Here is an 18,248-nt window from a genome sequence, read left to right on the forward strand (position 1 = left end):
GCCACCTTAAAAGAATCCGAGCGCATCTTCGCTATGGCTGACGAGAATATTTTTTGTTTGTTGATAATGATCAAGCATCATTTTATGGTTTTCACGTCCAATTCCTGACTTTTTATAACCACCGAACGAGGCATGGGCAGGATACGCATGATAACAGTTTGTCCAAACGCGTCCAGCTTCAATGTTACGCCCGAAACGATATGCGGTATTCAAGTCACGCGTCCAAACCCCCGCGCCAAGGCCATATAAAGAATCATTGGCGATCGCGAGTGCCTCTTCATCATCTTTAAACGTTGCAACCGATACGACCGGACCAAAAATCTCTTCTTGGAAAATGCGCATGTTATTTCGGCCTTTAAAAACGGTTGGTTGCACGTAATAGCCGCCAGCAAGCTCGCCTTGTAGTTGATTGCGGGCGCCGCCAATGAGGACTTCCGCACCTTCTTCTCTGCCGATGGCCATATAAGAAAGAATCTTCTCAAGTTGTTCTTCTGACGCTTGCGCACCCATCATTGTATTCGGATCAAGCGGGTTCCCTGTTTGAATCGCTGCTACGCGTTTTAAGGCACGTGTCATAAAGTCATCATAAATGTCTTCGTGAATGAGGGCGCGTGACGGGCATGTGCACACTTCACCTTGATTCAAGGCAAACATGACAAACCCTTCGATCGCTTTATTTAAGTAGGCATCGTCTTTTGCCATCACGTCACGGAAGAAGATGTTTGGTGATTTCCCACCAAGCTCGAGTGTGACAGGAATTAAGTTTTCCGACGCGTATTGCATGATGAGGCGACCCGTTGTTGTTTCTCCTGTAAAGGCGATCTTAGCGATGCGGTCAGAAGAGGCGAGTGGTTTTCCTGCTTCGACACCGAAACCACTGACGATATTGAGGACCCCTTTTGGTAGTAAATCTTCAATTAGTTCAATCAGGACAAAAATCGAAGCCGGTGTTTGCTCAGCAGGTTTTAAGACGACACAGTTCCCGGCAGCAAGCGCGGGCGCAAGTTTCCAGGTTGCCATTAAGAGTGGGAAATTCCACGGAATAATTTGCGCGACGACACCAAGTGGTTCGTGGTAATGGTAGGCTGTTGTTGTGTCGTCAATTTGGCTTAATGTGCCTTCCTGGGCACGAATGACCCCAGCAAAATAACGGAAATGATCAATGGCAAGTGGAATGTCAGCATTCAATGTTTCGCGGATCGGCTTCCCGTTATCCCACGTCTCGGCCACAGCTAATTTTTCGAGGTTTTCTTCCATCCGATCGGCAATTTTGTTTAACAAGTTCGCTCTTTCTGCGGCAGGTGTTTTTCCCCATGCCGTTTTTGCTGCATGGGCGCTGTCAAGAGCTAACTCGACATCTTCTTTCGTTGAACGGGCGATCTCGCAAAATACTTCTCCTGTAACAGGTGTGATATTTTCGAAGTATTGTCCGAACGTTGGTGGTGTCCATTCACCATTAATGTAATTGTCGTACCGTGAGCGAAAATGTACGAGTGCATCTTGTTCATTTGGACGTGCATAGACAGGTAGACGTGTAGAAACCATAGAAAAATCCCCCTTAAAAAAATCGCTCTTTTGCATAAGAGCCTTATCTATATATTCGACTTTATGTAAACGCTTTCCTCCTTTTTTGACATGTATTTTCTCTAATTAGCATTGCTTTTCACTGGGGCAAGTGTCACTGCATAATGTGGTGAAGAGTGGATCATGTAGTTTATAAGGAGTGACGTTGGAATGGGTATGTACCAGCAAGCAGTGCAGCTGTGGGCAAGAGAACTGGAAAACCTCTGGGGGGAACAACAGGAGGAATTGATGGAAACGGTTGGCGCAGAGCGAACGAAGCCGTTTACGGACGCATTGGCGGCTTTGAACGAAGGACTACGCGCACGTGCTGATCATGTGGACGAACTTGCTGCACATGCATATGAGCAATGGTTTTACATGACGCAAGTCGGGAGGAAATTTCCCGCTCATCGGACACAAGTTCCAGTTGGTGGACATACATTGCCGCCATTACCGTATGCGTATGATGCGCTTGAACCATATATCGACGCGGAAACGATGCGAATTCATCATGACAAGCACCATCAAAGTTATGTGGATGGACTTAATCGGGCAGAGACAGAAATGGCTGCTGCACGACAAAGCAGCGATTATCATTTAATCAAACATTGGGCACGTGAAACGGCCTTCAATGGTGCAGGTCATTATTTGCACACACTCTTTTGGGCGAACATGAGTCCAGACGGAGGCGGGGAGCCATCTGGCGCACTTGCAGATCAAATTAAACAAGATTTTGGCTCTTTTGAACAGATGCAAGCACAATTTTCACATGCTGCAGATAAAGTGGAAGGTGGGGGATGGGCGATGCTTGTCTGGTCACCGCGCGCCGGGCGGTTAGAGATTTTGCAGGCGGAAAAGCACCAAAACTTATCACAACAAGATCAAGTGCCGTTGCTTGTGCTTGATGTGTGGGAGCATGCTTATTATTTAAAACACCAAAATGATCGGAAGGCTTACATTGACGCGTGGTGGCATGTTGTGAACTGGTCGGAAGTTGCGCGTCGGTTTGAGCAGGCGGAGAAGTTGACATGGGCACCGTTTTAAAGAAAGATGTTAGGTTATTGTAGTGGGGAATAGAATCGATTTTTATTCACAATAAACGAAGACCTCGACCAACACTTTTTGTCAAGGTCTTTTTTGATAGATGCTCATCATTACAAAATCGGTGACAGCAAACGTGAAATCGACTCTTTAAAGCGTGTCCGTTTTGGGCGATGTTCATAATCGCTCAATGTAAGCAAGCTCGATGTCTCTACATCTGCGCGAAAATCTGCACTTAAACGTCGGGCAGTGGCTTTATCATAAATAAATGCATTCACTTCAAAGTTAAGTTTGAAGCTACGCTGGTCAATGTTGGCAGTCCCGACCGTGCTAAGCGTTTCATCAATAATGATTACTTTATTATGAATAAAACCGCCTTCGTAAATATAGACAGTGGCACCGACTTTCAACATTTCACCAATGTGTGACGTTGTTGCCCAATAAACAAACATATGATCCGGTTTGTTTGGAATCATGATCTCTACATCAATCCCTGTCTGTGCGGCAACCCGTAAAGCGTCTAGCAGCGTTTGATCAGGAATGAAGTATGGTGTTTGAATGAAGATCGACTTTTTTGCACTCATAATCATTTTTAAATACCCATTCTTAATTTGTTCGGACTCGGAGTCAGGGCCACTGGAGACAATTTGAAGCGGCACATTGCCACTGCTCTTGCATGGCGGGAAATAACGATCATGATAGGAAATGTAGTACTCTTTTGCTGCTTGATTCCAATCAAGAATAAAACGGGTTTGAATGGCTTGAACGGCGGGTCCTTGAATGCGCAGGTGTGTATCGCGCCAGTAGCCAAATCGCTTCTTTTTACCAAGATATTCATCACCGACGTTAAATCCGCCAATATAGCCAATTTTTCCGTCAATATTAACGAGTTTGCGGTGGTTTCGGAAGTTGAGCCGGAAATTAATAATGGCAAATTTAGAAGGAAAAAACACCCCAACTTCCCCCCCTGCTTCAAGGAAAGGACGTAAAAACTTCTTTCTCAAAGACCGAGAACCAAGTTCATCATACAGCAAACGCACTTTTACCCCAGCAGCAGCACGGGCGGTGAGTGCGTCAATCACTTCTTTTCCGATCCCATCATAACGGAAAATATAATACTGAATGTGAATAAATGTTTTTGCAGCGCGAATATCGGTAAGCAGTTGCTGGAACTTCATTTTTCCGTCATTTAAAATGTCGACGGTATTGTTTTCAGTGAGTACTGCCTCGTTGTTCATTAAGTGCATATAAATGAGATCGCGATGTTGATTAGCCGTCTCATTCCCGAAGTGAAAGTGAGGGCTCCGGACATCATCTTGTTGTCGCTGAATCATGTCTTCGAGTCCCATCTTTTTAATCCCAGACCATTTGAACAACTTTCTTCGAGATAATGTCTGTCCGAGCAAAAAATAAATGATAAAGCCAAAGAAAGGAATAAAAAACAAAATAAGGAGCCAGGCCCACGTTGATTGTGCGTCTTTTCGTTCGATAAAAATTAAAATGGAGGCGAGGAGAATGTTTGTAATGATGAGCGCAATAGATAAGTAGGTTAGCACACTTAATTCAATCATCATGATTATCAACCTGCTTTTTCTCAGAATGAAGTTAAAATCGTCCAGATCGGAAAATGGACCAAATGATCGCAAAGAACATGAGGGCGGTCATTGTTAAGCCAATTTCAACTGCTGGTATGTTAGAAAGAACCGTTTGTTCTGCAGTCAATGCTGTTCCGATAATGACAGCGGCCATAATGATGCTAAACGCAAGTAAAACGAGTGAAAAAGCGAGTTTATTACTAATGCGATCAACTCTTTGAAGGAGTTCACGCATGTCCTTCATCGAGACAGTGACTTTTAATTGTCCACGGCGAATAGTAGAAAGCGATTTATGTAACTCTGTTGGTAGCCACTGCAACGCGCGGATTGGTTCAGTAATGGTATCTTTCGCTTTTTGAAAAAAGTGTTTTGGATGAAAGCGCTCATGGATAAGCATACGTCCAAAAGGCTCAACTAAGTCCATAATAGATAGGTTTGGTGCCATCGTTGCCACAATCGCTTCGACGGAAAGAATCGTTTTTCCGAGGATCATTAAATCTGGTGGGACGATGCACTGGTGTTTATGGGCGACATTAAACATATCTTGGATCGCTTCACCTAATGAAATGTCGCTCAAAGGCAGATCATAATATTTCAGGCGTAAGTCGTCAAGATCTTCTTTCAAACGCTCATGATTCACTTGCTCATGAATGATATCCATTTGTAACAAGGCGTTCATCACGCGCTCTGTGTCACGGCTTTTTAAACCGATCATCATGAAAGCAAGGTTTTGACGCAAGGATGTAGACAAACGCCCAACCATGCCAAAGTCAATAAGGACAATCTTGCTATCTTTTGTCACAAATACATTGCCTGGATGCGGATCGCCATGAAAGAATCCATGCACAAAAATTTGTTCAAATATACCTGTCGCAAAGCGTTTGACAAGCGCGGTTTGATCAAATCCTTCTGAGGTGACTGCCTCGGTCATTTTTCTTCCTTCAACAAAGGCTTGTGTTAACACTTTCGACGTACAGTAATGAGGAAAATTTTTTGGCACCGACAAGGTGGTGGATGATTGACGGCGAATGCGCTCAGCATGTTGTGCTTCCAGTTTATAGTCAATCTCATTTTTTAAAGCCGCTGCAAATTCAGCGAATAGTTCAGTTAAGCGCAGGCGGCGTACCCACTCAATTTTCTCCTCAGCTACAGAAATTAAGTCAGATAAAATGGCCAAGTCAGTTTCTATGAGCCGTTCAATTTGCGGACGGCGGACTTTGACAATTGTTTCTTCTCCAGTAAGCAAGGTGGCCCGGTGTACTTGTCCAATAGAAGCAGCAGCAAGCACCTCTTCAGAAAATGATTGAAAGAGTGAGGTGAGTGGTGCGCCTAGCTCTTGTTCGACAATTGCTTTGGCCTCTGCAAAAGGGAAGGGCGCAACATTATCTTGTAGCTCGGCAAGTTCGGCGAGGATGTGGGCTGGAAATAAGTCTTTCCGTGTGCTCGCAAGCTGCCCGAGCTTAATAAATGTCGGTCCAAGCTCTTCTAATAAGAGGCGAATTCGTTTCGCCATTGAATGGTCAGCGTTTTTATGCTTTTTTTTGCGAATACGTGCTTTCTCTAGCAGCCCTAGATCACGAACGATGTGCCCGAAGCCGTAGTGGTATAGGGCGCTTAAAATATCTTGGTAACGAGAAAGGTAACGAATTTGTTTTTTTAGCATTATGCGTCTGTTTCTTTTTCTGTTTGGACTAATTTTTGTTCAAGAAGATCGACACGCTGTTGTAGTGCTTGAACTTCTTCTTTTGTCGGCACATCCATAGAAGACAACAATTGACGTACACGTCCTTGGATCATATCCTCTACCTCTTGTTGCGCTTTTTTCCCGCGGTCCACCAATTCATCAATAAGCGCTCCTGATTCGGCGCGTGCAACGTCACCTCTTTTGACAAGCTCATGAACCGTTTTTTCAATTTGCTCTTTACTGTAGGAAGCAGCACCAATGCCAAGCGAATACATATTGTTTAATAAATCTTTGACCATCATCATCCCTCCTCAGATTGATGTTATTCTTTCATTGTAAACAAAGTGAAGGCAAAATTACAACCATGATAGGACAGTATGTCTCTATCTCTCTTCTTTATATGTTTGAAGAAAGAGCGGGTTCCCTTCTATCCATTCGGCGTAAAGAACGGCTTTATGGGTGGCAATGCCCCGTTTTAATAAGATTTCTTGAAGCCATGTTTTTGATTGGTTCATCTCTGTTAACGATTCTTCAATGATTTCACCGTCCATAATGATAGGGATCGGTAGTGTTGGGTCAGACCGATGAATCGCCAAGTCTTTGTTCGTCGGTATATCATAGGCACTTTTCCGCTGTACATTGACAGAGCCATTCGTTTCTAAAATGCCGTATTCCACTTCTTGGATGGAAAAGACGCCCCGTTCTCGTAAAAGGTGTTGCAACTGATTGAGGTCCAGTTTGTTCTTCTTTAATTCTTTGAACTGAATCCGACCTTTCGCAATGATCACAGAGGGACTGCCTTCTAACACTGCACGTGTTGCCCTAAACTTTTGGGTCAACATTTCAATAGCGTAAATGAGCATTCCCCAAATAAAGACAGCGTAGAGCACATAATGCAGCCCAATGTCTTCATCGTAGATGGCATTTCCGACAAGTTCACCGAGTACGAGGGCAGAAATAAAGTCAAACGGTGTCAACTGGGTGATTTGGTTTTTTCCAAGTACTTTTGTCAGTACAAGTAAGGCAAAAAAACCAATGATGAGCTCACACGTTAAAGCAATGTAACTGTCTAACATCTTGATCATCCCTCATATTATGAACTTTCCCTGCAAGTGAAAAGAAACATGTAGCTGTTGATTTAGGATGGCTTTTTTTCGTCAAGTTATCCGTTGAATGAGAAGTGTTGGAGATGACAAATATTTCTTGTGTAAAAAAAGCGGGAAAGCTCACGATATACATACGGAGTGTATAAAAAGAGAGGTGAGAGAAGGGAATGAACAAAAAAATTGCTGCAATGGCGATGTGTCTCCTCATTTTTCTGAGTGGCTGCACGATGCAAGAAGATGAAAAAGGGGCAGCGTTTAAATTACAAGCTGTGTCTGAGCATGAGCAAGGCGCTGCCGATGGGGCAAAAGATGAATTATTGGAAATGGAAGAAGTTACGAGTGTGCGTGGGATCCAATTTGAGGATCAAATTTTGCTCGCTGTACATGTGAAACACGGGGATCGCTTGCAGTTGCAAGATGTACGCAAACGTGGGCACAAACAAATTGAAAAATTATATCCGCACATGAAGGTGCAAATATCGACAGATAAAAAAGTGTACAAAGAGTTAGAAGATGCGGAGGAAGAATTGAAAGCACATCAACTTGACACGCCTTTGTTAAGAAAGAAGGCGCAAGAAATTACTCAACATATGAACATGAAATGAGCATGAGAGGATAGATGTAGTGATGGCAAAAAAACAACCGACACCCGCACAAAAGGAATATCAAAATTTAGAAGACAGTTACGAAAAAAAGCGTCCCGTATTGCGTAATTGCATGTGTGCTTTTTTCATTGGTGGCTTTATTTGTCTCTTTGGTCAATGCATCCAAGTATTCTTTTATACGTATTTTGATTTTACGGAGAAAACGGCTGGGAATCCGACCGTTGCTGTTTTAATTTTACTTTCAACCATTGCAACGGCGCTAGGATTTTACGACAGGCTTGCGCAAATTGCGGGTGCCGGGACAGCCGTACCGGTAACCGGATTTGCAAATTCGATTGCGTCAGCAGCAATCGAGCATCGGACGGAAGGATATGTTCTAGGTGTAGGTGGCAACATGTTTAAACTGGCTGGCTCAGTAATTGTGTTTGGTGTGGTCTCGGCGTTCTTTGTAGCGCTCATTAAAGCGGTGCTAATTGAGCTGGGGGTGGTATGATGTTGATCGGAAAACAAAGTTGGCAATATACGAGTCGTCCTGTCATCTGTGCGACAGGGACGGTCGGTGGACCTTTTGAAGCAGCAGGGGCATTGCCGCAAGCGTTTGATGTGTTACATGATGACATTTGGGTCGGACAAGAATCGTTTGAGAAAGCACAAACGGTATTTGTGGAAGAAGCGGTAAAGACCGCATTAAAAAAAGCATCTCTTACGACAGATGACGTGCAATTTATGCTCGCAGGTGATTTGTTAAATCAACTCACACCGTCCAGTTTTGCTGCACGAACGTTACAGATCCCATATATGGGGTTGTTTGGCGCGTGTGCGACGTCAATGGAAGGGCTTGCGATCGGGGCAATGATGGTCCATACACAAGCAGCAGAGCATGTGGTTGCGGTTGCGTCAAGTCACCATTCAGCAACAGAGAAGCAATTCCGTTATCCAACAGAATATGGCGGGCAGAAGCCACCTACTGCCCAGTGGACAGCAACGGCTGCGGGAGCCGCTGTGTTGACGGGGAGTGGGCAAGGGCCTCGTGTGACGGGTGCAACAATAGGGCGTGTCGTCGATATGGGCATGTCCGATCCATTTAATATGGGCGGCGCGATGGCACCTGCGGCAGCGGATACGATCGCAAGGCATTTTACAGACTTTAACAGAACGCCGGAAGACTACGATCTAATCGTCACCGGTGACCTTGGCCAAATTGGCTTGCCCGTTGCTAGAGATTTGTTAAAACAAAAAGGATACATGCTTGATCATGATCTGTTTGGAGACTGTGGACTGATGCTCTACAAGGCCAGTCAATCTGTATTTGCTGGTGCGAGTGGACCCGGCTGCTCAGCAGCTGTGACATACGGACACTTACTTAACGAGATGACAAAACAAGGCTGGCAGCGAATTCTTGTTGTCGCAACCGGTGCGTTGTTATCGCCATTATCGTATCAGCAAAAAGAGTCGATTCCATGTATTGCCCATGCGGCTGTCATTGAAACGGATGGAGGGGGACATCACTTATGATCTTTTTATGGGCGTTTATTATCGGTGGGGTCATTTGTGTCATCGGTCAACTGTTAATGGATGTTGGGAAGTTAACCCCAGCACATACGATGTCGACACTTGTTGTGAGCGGTGCGGTTTTAAGTGGATTCGGATTATACGAGCCATTAGCCGATTTCGCTGGCGCTGGGATGACAGTACCGATTACAAGTTTCGGACATGCACTTGTGCAAGGGGCATTGCAAGAGGAACTGTCTGTCGGTTGGATCGGCATTATTACCGGTATTTTTGAAATCACAAGTGCAGGAATTTCTGCGGCAATTATTTTCGGATTTTTAGCATCGCTTGTGTTTAAGCCGAAGGGGTAGTGAAATATGCAAAACCCTGAATGGGTACTGGACTTTTCATCCATTATTCGGGGTGTTGCTAATGTTGTTCTCGCGATTACTCCGACTTTCAGATACGCTGGTCACCTAGTGATAAAGGTAATGGCCATACCTTATTCGCTTTTTATTTAAGGGTATGATATAACCGTGAGTTGAGTATAACCTCGTAGTAAATCCATAGTATCCGTCTGCATTTCACGGTTAGTAAAAATACGCAATATAGCTGGGTTGTTTAATCGTATAGTAGCCGATGAAGAAACGGTAACAAAAAGGGCACCGGTTGTGCTAACGAATGAACCACCAATGACCCCACCAGGATCTAGTTCTGCATCGGCCCAATAATTAGTTGATGTACTCGTTGCTTGCGTTACGGTGTAATTAATATAATAAGTGCGGTTAGGTGCTAAGTTAATATCAGTTGGCGTAACGATATTCCAGCTAATCGTATTAAAAGGTGACCCTGGACCTCCAGGACCAACCGGGCCCTCTGACATTGAAGTCGGTAACTTTTGGTTCGATACTGATCAAACTCATGAAGGTCTCTCTCACACCAACCGGAAAATTTTTCTTGACAGTGATGGCAGCGTTTAGTGAATTAGACCGCGAGATGATTAAAGAAAAACAACGTGCTGGCATTACGCCATTCTACAACAAAAACGGTGGAGGAAATTTGTGCGATATCAGGGATAGGTGTTGCCACTTATTATCGGCGTATGAGAGAAGTAAGAAGTGGATTGGAAGGGATGGAGGATTCTTTGGCATAAACAATTGAAAGCGCTTTATTTTATTTGCATTTATTGATAGGAAAGGCATTGATTTGAGAAGCAACTGTTTCCCTAAATCAATGCCTTATCTGATTATTTCTTTTGTCAGGGTTTAATCCGCTTGCTCTTCCTGTTCAGATTGAAGTGTACGCACCTTTTGTTCAGACATGCCGGTCATCTCAGCAATAAAAGCAATGTCCATGCCTTTGGCGAGCATGCGTTTTGCGGTGGTGGTTCGTTCTGCTGTACGTCCTTCTTCTTTCCCTTTCTTCCATCCGCGCCGCTCATAAGATGTCATGAAATCCTTAATCGCAATGCTTTCCGCTGGTTCCAATTGCTTGACTTCTTCTCGCAATTTCATCTCCTCCTTGTCGTTTAGTATGAGATAAGAATCAAAGAACTGCATGACAAAATGCCGGTGTTGCGCTTTCAATTCCATCTTTAACATGAGTCGCAAAAATGCCTTTTTACACGCGACTTTCTCTTCTTCAGTATAACCCATGAGCGACATTAATGCAGCTGCAGCAGGATTTTCCATTTCCATAAAGGCCCGCCACGAGAGTTTCTTGAGGAACAAATTTTCATATGCAAAATAGAAATACGTTCTCCCATTAATCGTATGAATGACTTCGGTTGCGGGCTCTTTTTCGGGTGTCCGGTAACTAAAAATAGCAATAGGTAGGATGGGACATTGGTAACGATCGACAAGACGCGCGTAATACCCGCTCATACGTCGGTGAAAGTGTGGATCATAGCTCGACTGTGCTTCTACATGAATAAGGATGACCACATCCACAGATTTTAACCGTGTTTTTACGACAAAGTCAGGTCGCAACGGTGATTTTTGTTCACCAGAAAACCAAGCATCTGTTGAGACGGGTTCAGATGAATCGAGATCAATGTCAGCTTCAATGTCGGGAAAAAAAGCATACATAAAGTCAGAGAAGAAATGGTCGAGTAGCTGTCGGAAAAGTTGATCGTGCGGAGGGTGGTGCGAGGTCACGGATGAAAGCTCCTTTCGAAGTGGATGTGACACGGAGATCATAGGATAGATTGTGAGGATAAGACGTGGACCTATGAAGTGTGTCCTTCCACTACTTTCGACGTGCGAGGAGCATTTCCTTTCTAAAATAGGATATTGCTGCATTCGATTTCCCTAATGCTCCACTGGTGATGGCTCCGGTTTTTCGAAAGAATAAGATAGTAGTATGTCTCCTTGTTGATTGATCGTACATAAAAACACGTCCTCGAGTCTAATAACGCCTTTTGCTTCGAGGTGGGCGCGCAATGCTTCTTCTGTTAGGCCAACGTGCGTGAGCATATCTTTGGAAATGATCCCGTCAATAATAAGGGGATAGGCAATACTCGCTTTGCGAGGAATGGAAGTAGCGACGAGCTCATTTGTTGGTGTGTCTTTGGCTGGTTTTTTTAGCACGCTGAGTTCGCCGCTCGCTTCAATGATCGCCAAAGAGACATCATCCACATTAAAGACACCTTTTTCCCGCAATAGTTGTAACACATTGTCAACAGAATATTTGATTGAACGGATATTTTGCGCGAGCAGTTTGCCGTTTTCAACGACAAGTGTCGGTTCAAATGTAATCAATTTTCCAAAACGACGAAAACGGATCGCCCAACTTGAAACGGCCCGTTGCAATAAAAATATGGCAATGACAGCGGCGACGGTTGGCGCGTGGTGAATATCCGGGTTGCCAAGGTCAGCGCCAACGAGTGAAGCTAAGATCATCAGAATAAGAAAATCAAAGACAGGCATCTCGCTCACCGCACGTTTTCCCATTAGGATAGCTAAGAAAATAACAATTGGAATAAATGTAACGATCCGTACGGTGACAACAACGATATCTTCTAGCATTAGCATATCTCCTCTCATAAGTATGTGGTACCCAGTATCGCCGTGTTAAACGTTTTTAAAACCGTTACGTCATATTTGGTGCTTGTACGCATAAATTGAAGAAGAACGAACTTTTGGACGAGGTTAGATGGGTGAACAAATTGAGTGAAGGTGTGAGCGCGATCATGGGGAAAAAAGCGTTGCAAATATGGATTGTGATAGTCATACTTATGTTGCCATTTTCGGGGAAGGTAAAAGCGAAAGAATCGCCTTTTGAATTATCTGGACAGGCTGCCATCTTAATGGAACAATCTTCTGGTCGGGTGTTATATGCAGAAAATGAGCATGAACGATTAAAAATTGCGAGCATTACAAAGATCATGACGGCGATTCTTGCAATTGAGTCGGGGCGGCTTGATGAGGTGGTCACAATTTCTAAGCGAGCCGAGGGGACAGAAGGGTCTTCTATTTATCTTGTTGCTGGAGAAAAAATTCCGTTGCGTGATTTAGTATATGGGTTAATGTTACGTAGTGGAAATGATGCCGCGATGGCAATTGCGGAGTACGTTGGGGGAAGTGTTGAAGGATTTGTGTTTATGATGAATGAAAAGGCAGAGGAAATTGGAATGACAAATACGCGCTTTTATAACCCTCATGGACTTGATACACATGAAGACCATTTATCTAGTGCCTATGATATGGCAAAGTTAACGCAATATGCGATGGCAAATGAAACATACCGCATGATTGCCGGTACAAAAGATTATCGAGCAAAAGGAGATCATCCAAGGATTTTTCACAATAAGAACAAATTGCTTACTGAAAAGTATCGTTATTCAACCGGCGGAAAAACCGGCTACACAAAACTGGCGAAACGTACACTTGTTTCTACGGCTTCAAAAGACGGACTTGATTTGATTGTTGTGACATTAAATGATCCAAATGACTGGGATGACCACATGAATTTGTTTAACTGGGGGTTTAAGGAGTACACACTTGAGACGCTGGTGAGCGAAGGGAAATTGGACGTACGGACGGATGACTTTTACGATGGTCGCTTGCGTGCTTCCCATACACTGGTGTTTCCATTGACGAAAGAGGAGAAAAAAATAATCCAAGCAAAGTTTACATTGCTTACACCATCACATACAGAACAGTGGACTGACGCGCAATTACAAGACCCGGTTGGACGAATGTCGTTTTTATTAAATAATGCAGCAGTTGCAAGCACAGCACTTTATTTTGAGAAAGAAGAACGCGAGCCACCACCGTCTTTTTGGAAAAGAATAAGACAAATCTTTGGCCACATTTCAGGAGTGACCGCAAATGATTAATCTTATTTGGGCTGGACTGCTACTCATTGGTTTGCTTTACGCGGCCATCAACGGGACGATGGAAGAAGTAACAAAAGGGGTATTTGCAGGCGCAACGGAAGCTGTGACAATTTGTATTGGATTAATTAGTGTACTCACTTTTTGGCTCGGTTTAATGAAAGTCGCAGATGCAGCAGGGTTGCTTCGGGGTTTAGCGCGGCTTGTTCATCCGATTGCAAGAAGGGTTTTCCCAGATGTCCCAAAAGACCATCCGGCAATGGGCTATATTTTGTCTAACATTACTGCGAACGTGTTTGGACTAGGCAATGCAGCGACACCAATGGGCATTAAAGCGATGGAGCAATTGAAAGCTTTAAATGGCGGGAAAGACGAAGCAAGCCGGTCCATGATTACGTTATTATCGTTAAATACGGCATGTTTAACACTTGTACCAACGACGGTATTGTCAATCCGTATGTCGTATGATTCGGCAGCCCCAACAGAAATCGTCAGTACCACCATTTTTGCCTCTGGCTGTGCGATGCTTGGCGCGGTAATCATTGACCGAATTTTTTACTGGAAAAGGGTGCGAAGGGAGCGGCGGAAATGAATATATTGACGGCACTTTCGGTATGGATGATTCCTTGTTTGATTGGCACGGTAATTTTTGTGGCCACTGTCCGCAAGGTGCCGACGTATGAGACATTTGTATCTGGCGCAAAAGAAGGATTCGGCATGGCGATCTCCATTATCCCGTACTTAGTCGGGATGCTTGTTGCAATTTATGTATTCCGCGCCTCGGGGGCCATGGATGCACTTGTATCTGGACTAGCCCCCATTCTGGCGTGGATTGGTATGCCAGCAGAAGTGGTCCCGCTCGCTTTAATGCGTCCGATCTCTGGAACGGGTGCGCTCGGACTGATGAGCGACCTGATCGCGACACATGGGCCCGATTCTTATATTGGCCGGCTTGCGTCAACACTACAAGGGAGCACCGACACAACGTTTTACATTTTAACCGTATACTTTGGTGCGGTTGGCATTAAGAAAATGGGTGACGCATTAAAAGTGGGGTTGCTTGCGGATTTGGTTGGGGTGATTGCGGCGGTAGTCATAGTTGGGATTATTTTTGGTGCGACGGTTGGTTAAGAGGGTAGGGGAATAGGGGCTGCGTGCCTCTTTTTTTGCATGGACGTGAAGGAAGAGAAAAGTTGTTGCGGTGTAGTTCAAACATGGGTGCCAAATTATTTATCTGGAAAACAAAAAACTATGACCGTATTGTGACATCAACCCCATTTGATAGCGTTTGCAATGATAGTTTCACCATGTTACAATTGCGGTGTAATAACATACGGATTCTCAAGGGTGGCCGGCAATCCCCGTAAGAAAGGGGGTGCTGCTATGAGCGTCTTTCAATCACTTATGCTGATGTTTGCATTTGCTGGTTTAGTCGTCTCAATTATTACTTTGGCGCAACGTCAAAAGTAAGCCCACCCTTGAGCCGAGCAAGCTAGCGGGTGGGAAGTAACACCTATTAATTTGCCGTCCTCCTTTGTAGAGGGGTCCGGTTATTGCAGACCGTGGGTGTTCCTAAGCACACGCGGTCTTTTTTAGTTTATTCATCATTTGAATTTAGTATACATGTTTCACGCGGGATACGTCAAGTAAGTATTTTAGAAATCTGCGGTATAGTGGGTTTGTGGGAACTAGCAATAGGAGGGTTACGCGCCCTCTTTTTCTATTTTCAATAAGAGGGAAAACTTGTATATCATCACAAGAAGAGATATGATGACAAAGAGGTGATTGGAATTGATGGAACGTGAACGTTTACAAAAAGTCATTGCCCAAGCGGGTGTGGCTTCACGTCGGAAGGCAGAGGAATTAATAGAAGCTGGGCGTGTGACAGTGAATGGAAAAAAGGTGACACAGCTAGGAATGAAGGTAGCACCGCAAAAAGATAAAGTGGCGGTTGATGGGGTGTTATTAACAAAAGAAGCGCCTGTTTATTATGTCATGTATAAACCAGCAGGGGTGTTGTCGACAGTAAGTGATGATAAAGGGCGACAAACGGTGGTCAATTATATTGAAACAGAGGCCCGCATTTACCCGGTCGGTCGTCTCGATTATGATACAACAGGCTTATTACTATTAACGAATGACGGTGAGATGGCCAGTCGTCTCATGCACCCGCGATACGGTGTTGAAAAAGAGTATGTAGCAAAAGTAGAGGGCATTCCTGAGCGACAGTTATTAAAGCAGTTAGAGGCAGGTGTGAAACTAGAAGATGGCAAAACAGCACCGGCAAGAGTGAAATTATTGTCCCTTGATAAGCGCAAACAAACAGCGGTCATTCGCTTGATTATTCATGAAGGAAAAAATCGTCAAGTACGGCGAATGTTTGAAGCGATCGGTCATCCTGTTATCAAACTGAAGCGAGAACGGTATGGTTTTTTAACGCTTGCCGGTTTACAATCAGGACAAGCCCGTCAACTAAAACCATTTGAAGTGAGGCAATTAAAGAAGTTGACCGTCATAAAACCGTCATAAATGTGTGAAAAACAACCGTAAATACACGTTATAATGGGGGGAGAAGTGTGAACGGGGCATAAGGAATGATTGAGATTTTGACAAGAGGAGGGACACCATGCGGAGGAAATATAGAACTTGGGTCCGGCTCTCTATACTTGTAGTCATTGCTACAATCATTGGCATTACGATTTATGTCAATATGAACAATGAAGAAGGTTTAGCACGAGTAGGAGAAGAGCCTAAAAACTTTGCGCTCCGTGATTTAAACGATGAGAGAATCGCACTCTCCGATTTTAAAGGACAAGGTGTGTTTATTAATTTTTGGGGGACATTTTGTCCACCGTGCGAAAAAGAAATGCCTTATCTAGAGAAATATTATAAAGAATACGAGAAAAAAGGTGTTAAACTCATGGCCATTGATGTTGGCGAACCCCCGCTAACAGTACAGTCTTTTGCGGATCGGCATAATCTGACGTTTACGATTGCTTTAGACGAACGAAGAGAAGTGATGCGCGCATATGGCATCGGACCATTACCAGCATCTATTTTAGTGAATGCAGATGGAAAAATTGAAAAAGTACACATTGGTGCAATGACGGAGTCAATGGTACAGGAGTTTTTCGAGTTAATTGTGCCGGGTACATAATGTTTTGCACGGAGGTATGAGGATGAAAAAAAAGGGCATCACTTGTGAATGTAACTATGTGAATGTTGATGGCACAGAAATGTGTGCTGCTTGCGGAAAGCCATTGACAGAAAAGGCACAAGAAGAAGGCGTCAACATGCGCTATGAAGGCGCTGCCATCCGGTCACGTAAGCGGAATAAGTCACTAATTGATCATATTTGGGGCTTTTTTTCTTCAGTCAAAGTCGGCATTTGGATTCTTGTATTATTATTAATCTCATCTGCACTTGGAACGCTGTATCCACAGAAGACGTACGTGCCAAAATGGGCTTGGGCTGATCTTGCGAGCTATTATGAGGAACAATACGGCACGCTAGGACATTGGTACTATACCTTAGGTTTACATGAATTGTATGATTCTTGGTGGTATATTGCGTTAATTATTGGTCTCGCTGTTTCAATTATTGTTGCAAGCTTTGATCGCGGCATCCCGTTGTACAAAGCATTGCGGGCGCAACGTGTGACACGTCATCCCCACTTTATGAAGCGGCAACGTTTTTTTGGTGTGACGGTGACAGAAAATCCTGATGAAGCCATTGACCAAGTGTCTGCAGCTTTGGCCAACAAGCGTTACCGTATTCGTAAGGAAAATGGGAATGTATTAGCAGAGAAAAATCGTTTTGCCCGCTGGGGGCCCTATGTCAATCATGTTGGACTCATTATCTTTTTGGGTGGTTGCTTACTTCGATATATTCCGGGGATGGAAGTTGTAGACACAACGATGGCGATTCGTGAAGGCGAAAAAGAAGTCGTTCCATTTACAGATGCAACTTATTTCGTTGAGAATCGCCACTTTTCAATTGAATTATATGATGAAAATGATGAACGTTTTCAAGATGCATATGAGGAAAAGGGCGGTGTCATCCCGGAAAAGTTTGAGACGGATGCCGTGCTATATAAACGAGAAGAGTCTAGGATCATTGGTGATGATGGTGAACTTGTGAAAATGGAAGAAAAAAAGATTCACGTCAATGATCCGCTGCAGTTTGATGGTTTTTCACTTTATCAAACGGATTACCGTCTCAATGAACTAAACCAAATGACTTTTACGCTAGAACATAAGGAAAGTGGCAAAACGTTTGGAGAAATGACGGTTGATTTAATCGAGCCTGAAAGTACATATGAGTTAGGTGATGGTTATCGAGTGGTTTTAAAAGACTATTTTCCTGATTTTGATTTAAACAGCTCAGGAAAGCCAACGACAAAATCATCTGTCCCTAACAATCCGTACTTTTTGTTTTCTATGTACACACCTGATAAACCCGAAGGCGAAAGAAGTTTAATTGGCATTCAACGAAACATCGAGGCAAATGATGACAATGAATACAAAATGACTTTTGTGGATGCAGCGTTTAAAAATGTCACGATTTTGACAGTGCGTAAAGATGAAACTTTGCCGTTTCTTATTGTTGGTGGGATCATCTTTTTAATCGGGCTCGTGCAGGGATCTTACTTTGCGCATCGCCGTGTATGGTTGCAAAAAGTCGACGGCGATGTGTGGCTAGCTGGGCATACAAACCGTAATGGGTTATCGTTCCATGAAGAAATGAAACAAGTCGTGGTCGGCACACCGTTACATGTGCCTAAAGACCAAGAAGAAATGAAGCACGAGCAGTAAAACGTAGTGGCAT

Annotated in this window: 19 protein-coding genes and 1 pseudogene; 13 read left to right on the forward strand and 7 right to left on the reverse strand. The window is 43.9% G+C overall.

The genetic code is table 11. The features are described from left to right. Positions 1–6: 6 nt before the first annotated feature. On the reverse strand, positions 7–1,545 hold the full coding sequence (gene adh / locus BLT29_RS09470) for an aldehyde dehydrogenase (RefSeq protein WP_090776085.1): 1,539 nt from the start codon (positions 1,543–1,545) through the stop codon (positions 7–9). Positions 1,546–1,734: 189 nt separating this feature from the next. Here adh and BLT29_RS09475 point away from each other — a divergent pair, with 189 nt between their 5' ends. After that, the gene (locus BLT29_RS09475; protein ID WP_090776086.1) at positions 1,735–2,607 is read left to right on the forward strand and encodes a superoxide dismutase; all 873 of its coding nucleotides are present in this window, start codon (positions 1,735–1,737) and stop codon (positions 2,605–2,607) included. Between the two features lie 110 nt (positions 2,608–2,717). Here BLT29_RS09475 and cls read toward each other — a convergent pair whose 3' ends face one another. The 4 genes from cls to BLT29_RS09495 all read right to left on the reverse strand — a co-directional run bounded on the left by cls (position 2,718) and on the right by BLT29_RS09495 (position 6,959). Continuing rightward, positions 2,718–4,178 (reverse strand): cardiolipin synthase, encoded by a 1,461-nt coding sequence (cls, locus tag BLT29_RS09480; protein WP_090776087.1) that lies wholly within the window; start codon positions 4,176–4,178, stop codon positions 2,718–2,720. 31 nt (positions 4,179–4,209) lie between these two features. Further along, entirely contained in the window at positions 4,210–5,862 is a 1,653-nt protein-coding gene (locus tag BLT29_RS09485; RefSeq protein WP_090776088.1) for an ABC1 kinase family protein, read from the reverse strand. Continuing rightward, positions 5,862–6,182, reverse strand: coding sequence for a phasin family protein (locus BLT29_RS09490; RefSeq protein ID WP_090776089.1), 321 nt, complete (start codon positions 6,180–6,182; stop codon positions 5,862–5,864). The genes BLT29_RS09485 and BLT29_RS09490 overlap by 1 nt, the downstream gene beginning before the upstream one ends. 84 nt (positions 6,183–6,266) lie before the next feature. Next, on the reverse strand, positions 6,267–6,959 hold the full coding sequence (locus BLT29_RS09495) for a DUF421 domain-containing protein (RefSeq protein ID WP_090776090.1): 693 nt from the start codon (positions 6,957–6,959) through the stop codon (positions 6,267–6,269). A 197-nt stretch (positions 6,960–7,156) separates the two neighbouring features. Between BLT29_RS09495 and BLT29_RS09500 the strand changes: the two genes are divergently transcribed. The 5 genes and pseudogenes from BLT29_RS09500 to BLT29_RS09520 form a co-directional block, all read left to right on the forward strand. After that, positions 7,157–7,594: a YhcN/YlaJ family sporulation lipoprotein gene (locus BLT29_RS09500; RefSeq protein ID WP_090776091.1), complete on the forward strand. Its 438-nt coding sequence runs from the start codon at positions 7,157–7,159 to the stop codon at positions 7,592–7,594. Positions 7,595–7,616: 22 nt separating this feature from the next. Further along, entirely contained in the window at positions 7,617–8,087 is a 471-nt protein-coding gene (gene spoVAC, locus BLT29_RS09505; protein ID WP_090776092.1) for a stage V sporulation protein AC, read from the forward strand. After that, on the forward strand, positions 8,087–9,109 hold the full coding sequence (spoVAD, locus tag BLT29_RS09510; protein ID WP_090776093.1) for a stage V sporulation protein AD: 1,023 nt from the start codon (positions 8,087–8,089) through the stop codon (positions 9,107–9,109). The genes spoVAC and spoVAD overlap by 1 nt, the downstream gene beginning before the upstream one ends. Further along, entirely contained in the window at positions 9,106–9,456 is a 351-nt protein-coding gene (spoVAE, locus tag BLT29_RS09515) for a stage V sporulation protein AE (RefSeq protein ID WP_090776094.1), read from the forward strand. The genes spoVAD and spoVAE overlap by 4 nt, the downstream gene beginning before the upstream one ends. A gap of 565 nt (positions 9,457–10,021) precedes the next feature. Continuing rightward, positions 10,022–10,238: pseudogene (locus BLT29_RS09520) on the forward strand (hypothetical protein); the annotation flags it as partial. Between the two features lie 112 nt (positions 10,239–10,350). On the opposite strand, the gene BLT29_RS09525 reads toward BLT29_RS09520, so the two are convergent. Next, positions 10,351–11,241 carry an Rpn/YhgA-type helix-turn-helix domain-containing protein gene (locus BLT29_RS09525; RefSeq protein WP_090776095.1) on the reverse strand — a complete coding sequence of 297 codons (891 nt, stop codon included), beginning with the start codon at positions 11,239–11,241 and terminating at the stop codon, positions 10,351–10,353. Positions 11,242–11,394: 153 nt separating this feature from the next. Beyond that, positions 11,395–12,111, reverse strand: coding sequence for a DUF421 domain-containing protein (locus BLT29_RS09530; RefSeq protein WP_245701209.1), 717 nt, complete (start codon positions 12,109–12,111; stop codon positions 11,395–11,397). A 164-nt stretch (positions 12,112–12,275) separates the two neighbouring features. Between BLT29_RS09530 and BLT29_RS09535 the strand changes: the two genes are divergently transcribed. The 7 genes from BLT29_RS09535 (at position 12,276) to resB (ending at position 18,235) form a co-directional block, all read left to right on the forward strand. Continuing rightward, positions 12,276–13,424, forward strand: coding sequence for a D-alanyl-D-alanine carboxypeptidase family protein (locus BLT29_RS09535; protein ID WP_090776097.1), 1,149 nt, complete (start codon positions 12,276–12,278; stop codon positions 13,422–13,424). Continuing rightward, the gene (locus BLT29_RS09540; RefSeq protein ID WP_090776098.1) at positions 13,417–14,013 is read left to right on the forward strand and encodes a nucleoside recognition domain-containing protein; all 597 of its coding nucleotides are present in this window, start codon (positions 13,417–13,419) and stop codon (positions 14,011–14,013) included. Before BLT29_RS09535 ends, BLT29_RS09540 begins: the two co-directional genes overlap by 8 nt. After that, positions 14,010–14,552 carry a spore maturation protein gene (locus BLT29_RS09545; RefSeq protein WP_090776099.1) on the forward strand — a complete coding sequence of 181 codons (543 nt, stop codon included), beginning with the start codon at positions 14,010–14,012 and terminating at the stop codon, positions 14,550–14,552. The genes BLT29_RS09540 and BLT29_RS09545 overlap by 4 nt, the downstream gene beginning before the upstream one ends. Positions 14,553–14,804: 252 nt before the next feature. Then, positions 14,805–14,891 carry a putative holin-like toxin gene (locus BLT29_RS14040; protein ID WP_367576294.1) on the forward strand — a complete coding sequence of 29 codons (87 nt, stop codon included), beginning with the start codon at positions 14,805–14,807 and terminating at the stop codon, positions 14,889–14,891. A 324-nt stretch (positions 14,892–15,215) separates the two neighbouring features. Continuing rightward, complete coding sequence (locus BLT29_RS09550; protein WP_090776100.1) at positions 15,216–15,950, forward strand: pseudouridine synthase; 735 nt, start codon at positions 15,216–15,218, stop codon at positions 15,948–15,950. A gap of 97 nt (positions 15,951–16,047) precedes the next feature. Next, entirely contained in the window at positions 16,048–16,578 is a 531-nt protein-coding gene (gene resA / locus BLT29_RS09555) for a thiol-disulfide oxidoreductase ResA (protein ID WP_090776101.1), read from the forward strand. 22 nt (positions 16,579–16,600) lie between these two features. Then, complete coding sequence (gene resB / locus BLT29_RS09560) at positions 16,601–18,235, forward strand: cytochrome c biogenesis protein ResB (RefSeq protein WP_090776102.1); 1,635 nt, start codon at positions 16,601–16,603, stop codon at positions 18,233–18,235. The last annotated feature ends 13 nt before the right edge of the window (positions 18,236–18,248 follow it).

The organism is Shouchella lonarensis, from assembly GCF_900096965.1.
Lineage (GTDB): Bacteria > Bacillota > Bacilli > Bacillales > Bacillaceae_D > Shouchella > Shouchella lonarensis.